The 7,158-nt window shown below is 75.7% G+C and carries 3 protein-coding genes; 2 read left to right on the top strand and 1 reads right to left on the bottom strand.

The annotated features are described in order from the left end of the window. The coding region (locus tag AX737_RS11520; protein WP_197430543.1) for a MucR family transcriptional regulator at positions 1 to 302 on the top strand (302 nt) is incomplete at its 5' end. 301 nt (positions 303 to 603) lie between these two features. Further along, positions 604 to 1,809: an MFS transporter gene (locus AX737_RS11515; protein ID WP_066921443.1), complete on the top strand. Its 1,206-nt coding sequence runs from the start codon at positions 604 to 606 to the stop codon at positions 1,807 to 1,809. Between the two features lie 166 nt (positions 1,810 to 1,975). On the opposite strand, the gene AX737_RS11510 is transcribed toward AX737_RS11515, so the two are convergent. Continuing rightward, positions 1,976 to 6,832: an NAD-glutamate dehydrogenase gene (locus AX737_RS11510; protein ID WP_238230132.1), complete on the bottom strand. Its 4,857-nt coding sequence runs from the start codon at positions 6,830 to 6,832 to the stop codon at positions 1,976 to 1,978. Positions 6,833 to 7,158: the final 326 nt, after the last annotated feature.

Here is a 7,158-nt window from a genome sequence, read left to right as displayed (position 1 = left end):
TCAGCTTCGAGGACGGCAAGCCCTACAAGACGCTGCGCCGCCACCTCACCCTGCGCGGGCTGACGCCCGAGGCCTACCGCGAGAAGTGGGGCCTGCCGCGGGACTACCCGATGACCGCCCCGAGCTACTCGGCCCAGCGCTCGGAGCTCGCCCGGGCCCTCGGTCTCGGCCAGCAGCGCCGCAAGTCGCGCGGGGTGGTCGCCGCGGTCGAGGCCGAGCCGGAACCCGCCCTACCGCCCGAGGAGCTGGCCGCCGAGAAGCCGGCCCGCGGCCGCCGCCGCAAGGCCGAGGCCGCCGAGTAGCGGTTCCGGAGGGCGCGGAAGGAGCGGCGATCCGATGTCCGATCGGGCCGCCCTCCTGGCCATCCTGGGCGCCGTTCTCCTCGGCGCGATGAGCCCGGGGCCGAGGGGCGCGCGCCGCCTCTGATCGCGCCGGGCCGCACCGGCGTCGATCCGTCCCCCTGCCGTCCCCCTGCCGTCAGCCCTGTCCGTCGCGCAGGTCCGCATCCCGCCGCGGGCGGTGGCACGCGGCGCGCAGGTCGCCATGCTCTGTGCATCCCGCACTGCAAAACCCGCCCCGCGCGGGTTCACCCGGATGCCCCGCATGGCTTCTTCCCCGGCCGCTTCCCCAGTCGCCGGCCGCTCGGCCGCCCGCCCCATCCTGGCGCTCGCCGCCGCCGCCTTCGGCATCGGCACCACCGAGTTCGTCATCATGGGCCTTCTGCCCGAGGTGGCGGGCGATCTCGGCGTCGGCATCCCGCAGGCGGGCCACCTCGTCTCGGCCTACGCGCTCGGCGTGGTGGTCGGCGCCCCGATCGTGGCGGTGGCCACCGCGGGCCTGCCGCGCAAGGCCGCGCTGCTCGCGCTGATGCTGACCTTCCTCGCAGGCAACCTCGCCTGCGCGCTCGCCCCCTCCTACGGCCTGCTGATGCTGGCGCGGATCGCCACCGCCTTCGCGCACGGGGCCTTCTTCGGCATCGGCGCGGTGGTGGCGCGCGACCTCGTGCCCCGGGAGCGGCGCACCCAGGCGGTCTCGCTGATGTTCGCCGGGCTGACGCTCGCCAACGTGCTGGGCGTGCCCTTCGGCACGGCGCTCGGCCAAGCGCTCGGCTGGCGCGCCACCTTCTGGGCGGTGGTCGGCATCGGGGTGGCGGCGCTCGCCGCCATCCAGGCCTTCGTGCCGGGCGGGCTGCCGGGGCAGCGCGGCGGCATCCTGCGCGAGTTCCGGGCGCTGACCCGCTGGCCGGTCGTCGTGCCGATGCTGGTCTCGATGCTGGCCTCCGTGAGCCTGTTCGTCCTGTTCACCTACATCACGCCCTTCCTCACGGGGGTCTCGGGCTTCAGCCCCGGGGCGGTGACGGGGGTGCTGTTCGCCACCGGGATCGGGCTCACCCTCGGCAACCTCGCGGGCGGGCGGCTGGCCGACCGCAACCTGCCGGCGACGGTGCTGGGCGGCTTCCTGGGCGTGGCCGCCGCGCTGGCCCTGCTCGCGGCCCTCGGGCCCCACAAGGTGCCGGCGGTGGCCCTGCTGGTGCTGTGGAGCGGGCTCGCCTTCGCGCTGGTCTCGCCGCTGCAGGTCTGGGTGGTGGAGGCGGCGCGCGAGGCCCCGAACCTCGCCTCGACCCTGAACCAGGGCGCGTTCAACCTGGGCAACGCGCTGGGCGCGTGGCTCGGCGGCACGGCGCTGACGCTGGGGGCGGGCTACCGCGCCCTGCCGCTCGTCGCGGCCGCGGTGGCGCTCCTGGGCCTCGCGCTCACGCTCGCGGCCCTGCGCGGGCGCGCCGGCGCGGCCCTGCCGCAGGCCACCTGAATCCGGGGATCCCCAAGGGTGTCACACCCTTGGGCGGGGGGCCGGGGCGCGCAGCCCCGGGATTCGGCTCCCTCGTCCTGGCTCTGCCAGGGCGAGGGAGCCGACGGCAGGGCTCCGCCCTGCACCCGCCAAAGGTCTCGACCTTTGGAATCCGGGACCTGCCGGCTCAGGTCCGCGCGAGGTCGCCGAGCAGCCCGGCCGCGACGCTCGCCTTCGCCACCGTGAGCCCCGAGGCGGCGATGCCGGAGACCGCCTCGCGGATGCGGGCGAGGCCGGGGCCCCGGGCCGCGATCCAGGCCTCGACCGCCTCCGGGCCTGAGCCGCCGTCGCCCACCACCTCGGCGGTCAGCGCCCGGTGGGCGCGGGCGATGCCCGCCACCGCCCGCTCCAGCGCGACCCGGTCGAAGGTGTCGGAGACCGGCGCCGCCCTGGCCTCCGCGGCGAGGTCGCCCAGGCGGAACGCCCGCTCCAGGGCGAAATGCGTCGCGGCGATCTCCGCCACCGGCCGCCCGCTGGTCTCGGCGACCCGCACGATGTCGGGCGCGGCCGTGAGCCGGCCGAGCGCCGCGAGCCGGCCCGCGGCGGCCTCGCCGACGCCGAGGCCCGCGAGCTCCGCCCGGCGCGCCTCCAGCGCCGCGCGGGCCTCCGCGTCGAGCACCGCGGGGAGGGCTGCGACCAGCGCGCTCACCCCGTCGCGGTAGCGCGCCACCACCGGAGCGATCCCGCCCGAGAGGTCGATCTCGCGCAGGAACCACGTGATGCGCCCGGTGAGCAGGTCCTGCACCGCCGCGTAGAGGTCGAGCTGGGCCGCGCCCGGGATGCGGCCGGCCAGCCCGTCGATGGCCGCGTTCAGCTCCATCAGCCCGAAGGCGTCGCGGGTCACCGCGTAGGCCCGGGCGATTCCCGCGGGCTCCGCCCCCGCCTCGTCGGCGAGCCGCGTGACCAGCGAGATCCCGCCCCGGTTGACGATGATGTTGGAGAGCGCCGTCGCGATGATCTCGCGCCGCAGCCGGTGCCCCTTCACGGCGTCGGGGAATTTCTCGCGCAAGGCCCCGGGGAAGTAGCGCTGCAGCTCCCGCTCGAAATAGGGGTCGTTCACCGCGGGGCCCGCCAGCAGCGCGTCGTAGAGGGCGAGCTTGGCGTAGGCGAGCAGCACCGCATATTCGGGCCGGGTCAGGCCCTCGCCCCGGCGCAGGCGCTCGGCCAGCGTCGCGTCGTCGGGCAGGAACTCGACCGCGCGGTCGAGGCGCCCCTCCGCCTCCAGCACCTGCATGGTGCGGGCGGCGAAGGCCGCCTCGCCCGCGCCCCGCCGCTCGGCGAGCGAGAGGGCGAGCGTCTGCAATGCGTTGTTGCGCAGCACCAGGCGCGCGACCTCGTCGGTCATCGCGGCCAAGAGCCGGTTGCGGTCCTCGGGCCCCAGGCGCCCGTCGCGCTCGGGGGTCATCAGGGCGATCTTGATGTTCACCTCGACGTCCGAGGTGTTCACGCCCGCCGAGTTGTCGATCGCGTCGGTGTTGAGCCGCACGCCCGCGCGCGCCGCCTCGATGCGCCCGCGCTGGGTGAGGCCCAGGTTGGCGCCCTCGCCGACGACCTTCGCGCGCAGCTCCGCGCCGGTGATGCGCACCGCGTCGTTCGCCCGGTCGCCCGCATCCGCGTCGGTCTCCGCCCCCGCGCGCACGTAGGTGCCGATGCCGCCGAACCAGAGCAGGTCGACGGGCGCGCGCAGGATCGCCTGCATCACCTCCGCCGGCGCGGCCTCGGCCCGGTCGATGTCGAGCACCCGGCGGATCTCCGGGGAGAGCGGGATCGCCTTCAGGCTGCGGGAGAACACGCCCCCGCCCCGCGAGATCAGGCCGCGGTCGTAGTCGGCCCAGGAGGAGCGGGGCAGGCCGAACAGGCGCTGGCGCTCGGAGAAGCTCGCGGCCGGGTCCGGATCGGGGTCGAGGAAGATGTCGCGGTGGTCGAAGGCCGCCACCAGCCTGAGGCTTGCCGAGAGCAGCATGCCGTTGCCGAAGACGTCGCCCGACATGTCGCCGACGCCCGCCACCGTCACCGGATCGGCCTGGACGTCCACGTCCATCTCGCGGAAGTGGCGGCGCACCGCCTCCCAGGCGCCGCGGGCCGTGATGCCCATGCCCTTGTGGTCGTAGCCCTGGCTGCCGCCCGACGCGAAGGCGTCGCCGAGCCAGTGGCCGCGCGCGATCGAGAGCGCGTTGGCGATGTCCGAGAAGGTCGCGGTGCCCTTATCCGCCGCCACCACCAGGTAGGCGTCGTCCGGGTCCTGCCGCACGGTGTTCTCGGGCGGCACGATCCGCCCGTCCACGATGTTGTCGGTGAGTTCCAGGAGCGCCCGGATGAAGACCCGGTAGCTCTCGGTGCCTTCCGCCAGCCAGGCTTGCCGGTCGGAGGCCGGCGGCAGGCGCTTCGGGAAGAAGCCGCCCTTGGCGCCCACCGGCACGATCACCGCGTTCTTCACCTGCTGGGCCTTCACCAGCCCCAGGATCTCGGTGCGGAAGTCCTCCGGCCGGTCGGACCAGCGCAGGCCGCCGCGGGCGACGTAGCCGTAGCGCAGGTGCACGCCCTCGACGCGGGGGGAATAGACGAAGATCTCGAAGAAGGGCCGGGGCAGCGGCATGTTGGCCACCGCCGCGCAGGCGAACTTGAAGCTGATCGTCTCGCGGGGCGCTCCGTCCGGCCCGGCCTGGTAGAGGTTGGTGCGCACGGCCGCCTCGACGAGGTTGACGAAGCGGCGCAGGATCCGGTCCTCGTCGAGGCTCGTCACCGCGGCGAGGCGCGCCTCCAGCTCCTCGCGCAGGGCGCGCTGGGCCGCCTCGCGGTCCCCCGCGAGCCCGGGATCGAAGCGGGCGCGGAACAGGGCGACGACGCCGCGCGCGATCTCGGGATGGCGGCTGAGCGTCGCCGCGAGGTAGTCCTGGCCGTAGCGGATGCGCAGCTGGCGGAGATACCGCCCGAGCGCGCGCAGCAGCGCCGCCTCGCGCCAGGGCAGCGCGGCCTCCAGCACCAGCCGGTTGTAGGCGTCGGACTCGGCCCGGCCCTCGCCGACCGCGATCAGCGCCTCCTCCAGCGGGCGCTCGAGCGCGGCGAAATCGACCGCGGCGCCGGAGGCCCGCTCCAAGAGCATGTCGTGCAGCCAGACGCGGGCCCCGTCCGGCGCGGTGACCCGGTAGGTGCGCTCGTCGATCACCCGGAAGCCCATGTTCTCCAGGGCCGGCACCCGGTCGGAGAGGGCGAGCGCGGCGCCGCGGGAGAACACCTTGAGGCGGACCTGGGAATCCGGGTCGGTCTCGCGCCGGCCGAGGTCGGCGGCGCGGGGATTGGCCTCGGAGAGCCGTTCCAGGATGGCGATGTCCGAGACCGCGACCTCGGGCGAAAAATTCTCCCGGTAGGCCGCCCCGAAGGCCTCCGCGTAGGCCCCGAACAGGCGCCGGGCCTCCGCGCCGTCGCGGGCCTCGGCGAGCGCGGCGCGCAGCCCGTCCGCCCAGGTCCGCACCAGCGCGCCGACGCCCGCCTCCAGCACGCTCGGGTCGCGCTCGGGCGCGCCCTCGGAGAGCCCGACGACGACGTGGAGCCGGGCGAGCGGCCCCTCCGGCATGTCGGCGTAGGAGGCCGAGAGGCGGCCCCCGTAGGCCTGCGCGAGGTAGGCGCCGATGCGGGCGCGCACGCGGGTGTCGTAGCGGTCCTTCGGCACGTAGACGAGGAGCGAGACGAAGCGGCCGAAGCGGTCGATGCGCGAGAGCACCCGCACCCGCGGCCGGTCGGCGAGGTCCGTGATCGCGAGCGCGAAGCGGGTCAGGCGCTCCACGTCGATCTGGTAGAGGTCGTCGCGCGGGTAGGTCTCCAGCACCGCGATCAGGCCGCGGCCGGCATGGCTCGTCGGGTCGAGCCCGGCGCGCGCCACCACCGCCGCCACCTTGCGGCGCAGCACCGGCACCTCGCGGGCCGGCGCCGTGTAGGCGGAGGCGGTGAACAGGCCCACCACCCGCAGCTCGCCCGCCAGCGCGCCCGAGTCCGAGAACAGCTTGATGCCGACGTAGTCGAGATGGGCGGCGCGGTGGACGCGCGACTTGACGCTGGCCTTCGAGATGATCAGCGCCTGCGGCTCGGCCAGGAAGGCGCGGATCTCGGGGCTGAGGCCGACGAGCTCGCGGCCGCGCCGCAGCACGGCGAGCGCGGGGTCGCGCAGCACGCCGAGGCTCTCCCCCTCGGCCGCGTCCTCCTCCAGTCCGTGCTCGCGCAGGCCCAGCACCGTGAAATGCCCGTCGAGCAGCCACCACAGGAAGGCGCGGGCCTCGTCGATCTCGTCCGCGGGCAGCGGCGTGGGGCCCTCGCCGTAGGAGGCGGCCAGCGCCTCCAGGCGGGCCAGCATGGCGGGCCGGTCGGCATCCGCCACCGCGACGTCGGCGAAGGTCGCCGCGAGCCCGGCCTCCAGCCGGCGGCGCGGCTCGCCCTCCAGGCGGTCGAGATGGATCTGGATCAGGCTCTCGCGGGCGAGGTCGCCGGCCGCCTCCGCGGTGGTCTCGCCGACGACGCGCAGGAGGGCGCCCGCGCCGTCGCGCTCGACCCCGAGGATCGGGTGGGCGACGAGGAGCGGCACCAGTCCCTGGCCGGTCATCTCGGCGAGGCAGGAATCGAGCAGGAAGGGCCGGTTGTCGTTGACGGCCTCGACGAGGGTCAGGTCGCGCGGCCGCCCGTCCCGGGTGACGGTGACGTCGTGCAGCCGCACGCTCGCCGGCTCGCCCGGCCGGTGCGGCTCGGCCAGGTGCGCGCGGGCGCGGGCGGCGAGGTCGGCCAGCGCCTCGGCGGGGTAGGGGCCGAGATCCTCGGGCGGCACCCGCCCGAACAGGTCGCGCACGAAGCCGCCCGGCTCGCCCCGCCCGGCGGCCGTCTCGGCGGCGGCCGCGATCAGGTCGGAGCGGGCGGATTTGGCCGCGGCGCTGGCGAGCGCGGTGGCGGTCTCCAGGGCGGGCTCCGAAGCGGGGTCCGGATGGGTGTCCATGGCCATGGAATCTCTCCCGAATCGGCAGCAGCCTCGGGCCTAGCTAGGGCCAGGGGGGCACCGAAGTCGACCGCGGCGCGGGCCGCGCCCTGACGGACGGTGCGGGCTGACACAAGCGGCGGACACGTTCCCGTGCGGCCCCTCGCCGGCGCGGACCGCGCGGGGAACGTCCCCGACCGGTCCCGGGTTGGGCCCGGATTCCCGTTCGGAGACGCGTTGCGGGCCCGGGCCCGGGCCACGAGCCAAGAGCCACGGGCCGCGCAGCCTCGCCTCGGGGCCAGGGCGATCGCATATGCCGAGCGAGCCTAACCCCGGTCAGGCGCGGGTCCCCT

This window comes from Methylobacterium sp. CCH5-D2 (genome assembly GCF_001556475.1).
GTDB classification, from domain to species: Bacteria; Pseudomonadota; Alphaproteobacteria; order Rhizobiales; family Beijerinckiaceae; genus Methylobacterium; species Methylobacterium hispanicum.
The sequence above is the reverse complement of the archived record's forward strand: the minus strand, read 5'-3'. Positions and strand labels throughout refer to the sequence as shown.

Excerpts from the sequence above, each read along its gene's own strand:
- AX737_RS11515 (WP_066921443.1), top strand. The coding sequence starts at position 604 with ATGGCTTCTTCCCCGGCCGCTTCCCCAGTCGCCGGCCGCTCGGCCGCC.
- AX737_RS11510 (WP_238230132.1), bottom strand. The coding sequence starts at position 6,832 with ATGGCCATGGACACCCATCCGGACCCCGCTTCGGAGCCCGCCCTGGAG.